This window comes from Caballeronia sp., assembly GCF_049581465.1.
Lineage (GTDB): Bacteria > Pseudomonadota > Gammaproteobacteria > Burkholderiales > Burkholderiaceae > Caballeronia.
The window spans coordinates 1-2,133 of the sequence record NZ_JBAUSA010001077.1 but is presented as its reverse complement, the minus strand read 5'-3'; the positions used below and the strand labels follow the sequence as shown (position 1 = coordinate 2,133).

Here is a 2,133-nt window from a genome sequence, read left to right as displayed (position 1 = left end):
ATCGCGGCGTCGATCACTTGTCCCTTGCCGCTGTTGCGCGCCTCAACGAGCGCGCACGCTACGCCGAACGCAAGCATCATCGCGCCACCGCCAAGGTCGCCGACCAGGTTGAGCGGCGGCGGCGGCGCTTCTTCCGCGCGGCCCATCGCACCGAACATACCGCTGATCGAGATGTAGTTGATGTCATGACCGGCTGCCTGCGCGAGCGGGCCCGACTGTCCCCAGCCAGTCATGCGGCCGTAGACAAGCTTCGGATTGCTTTGCAGGCACGCTTGCGGGCCAAGACCGAGGCGCTCCATCACGCCAGGTCGAAATCCCTCGATCAGCACGTCGGCCTGCTCGACGAGCGCCAGTACCTGCTTTGCACCTTCAGCTGATTTGAGGTCGATTGTTACAGTGCGCTTGCCGCGCGCCGTGACGTCATAGCGAAGCGAATCTTGCGGAGGCGGCGTGCCGTCGAGGCCCGAACGCTTGTCCGTTGGCCGGTCCACGCGAATGACATCGGCGCCCATGTCCGCGAGCATCATGCCGCAGAACGGTCCCGGCCCGATGCCCACCATTTCCAATACCCGAATGCCCTGTAGTGGTCCGCTCATGTCAATTCGTCCTGATTCTTTCAAGTGAGGTTTTGAGGTCTCAAGTCTTCGGTCAATACCGTGGCCATCAACCCAGCTTGCGGTCGTCCAGACCGAGGCTGCGCCCAATGATCTCTTTCATGATTTCGCTGCTGCCTGCGTAGATGCGCGAGATGCGGGCGTCGGTGTACATGCGGCTGATCCGGTATTCGTCCATGTAGCCCGCACCACCGTGCAGCTGCACGCCTTCATCCGTCATGCGCCCCTCCAGCTCCGAGCAGAGCAGCTTGGCCGCAGCAGCCGTTTCGGAACTCAACTTGCCCGCGTTGTGCAGCAGCACGCACTGGTCCACGAATGTCTGCAGCGCGTCGAGCTCCGCACGCAACTGCGCCAGCTTGAAACGCGAGTTCTGAAACGTGCCGACCGGCCGCCCAAATGCCTTACGCTCCTTCACGTAGTCGAGCGTCAGGTCGAAGGCAACCTGCGCGCAGGCCAGGTAACCGCACGCGCCCAGCAGGCGCTCCTCCGCCAGATGGCGCGTGAGATAGCGAAAGCCCTGCGCGGCATCGCCGAGCACGTTAGCCTTGGGAACCCTGACGTTGTCGAAGAACAACTCCGCGGTATCCTGCGAGTGCAGGCCCATTTTCTTCAACTTGCGGCCACGCTCAAAGCCCGGCATACCGCGCTCCACAATGAACAGGCCGATAGCATGCGGGTTGTCGGGCGAGGTTCGCGCAGCCACCACGACGTAGTCAGCCAGAATGCCGTTCGATATGAAGGTCTTCGCGCCATTGAGCAACCAGTAGTCGCCCTTTTCCTCTGCTCGGGCGCGAATGCCCGCCAGGTCCGAACCCGTTTGCGGCTCGGTCATGGCAATGGCAAGTATCGCTTCGCCACGGGCTGCCTTCGGCAGAATCCGCGCGCGCTGCTCGTCGTTGCCCAGCTTGCCGATGTAAGGCCCAACGAGGCGCGAGTGCAGCGTATGAAAGAAACCCGAATCGCCGTAGCGCGCGTTTTCCTCAATCAGGATCTGCTCGTAGCGAAAGTCCGCGACCCCCGCGCCGCCATGTTCCTCATCTGCCCACATCAGGAGATAACCCTGCTCGCCCGCCTTCAGGAAAACCTCGCGATCCACACAGCCGCGCTCGCGCCATTGCTCGCCGTGCGGGCCAACCTCGCGCTGATAAAAGCGACGAGCGGATTCGCGGAATATTTCGTGTTCCGCTTCGAAGATCAGGCGTTCCATTTATTTGTCTCCTCAGTAGGAAAACATTCTGGCCGCGCAGTTGAACGTTGTCGTCGTCCAATCTACCTATATTGCGGCCACATCTAGCTGATCAGTCCCTGCTCGCGCCCTCGTGCGACGGCCTCGGTGCGATTGCTTGTGCCCAACTTGCCCGAGATATTGCGCAGATGCGCACGTATCGTCGCCTGCGACAGGAAGAGGGCTTCTGCAAGTGCCGCGTTGGATTTGCCGAGCGCCAGCAACTTCAGGACGTGGATCTCGCGTTGGGTCAGAGCGTCCCCACACCCGCCCTGGTGAATCGCCGCAGAATGC

Annotated in this window: 3 protein-coding genes; all 3 read right to left on the bottom strand. The window is 61.7% G+C overall.

The genetic code is table 11. The features are described 5' to 3' along the window. Positions 1-596: CaiB/BaiF CoA transferase family protein (locus WCA53_RS26330; RefSeq protein ID WP_423917452.1), on the bottom strand; the 596-nt coding region annotated here is incomplete at its 3' end. A gap of 67 nt (positions 597-663) precedes the next feature. Next, a complete protein-coding gene (locus WCA53_RS26325) occupies positions 664-1,821 on the bottom strand; it encodes an acyl-CoA dehydrogenase family protein (RefSeq protein WP_423917447.1) in 1,158 nt (385 codons plus the stop codon). Between the two features lie 83 nt (positions 1,822-1,904). Then, the coding region (locus tag WCA53_RS26320; protein WP_423917442.1) for a response regulator transcription factor at positions 1,905-2,133 on the bottom strand (229 nt) is incomplete at its 5' end.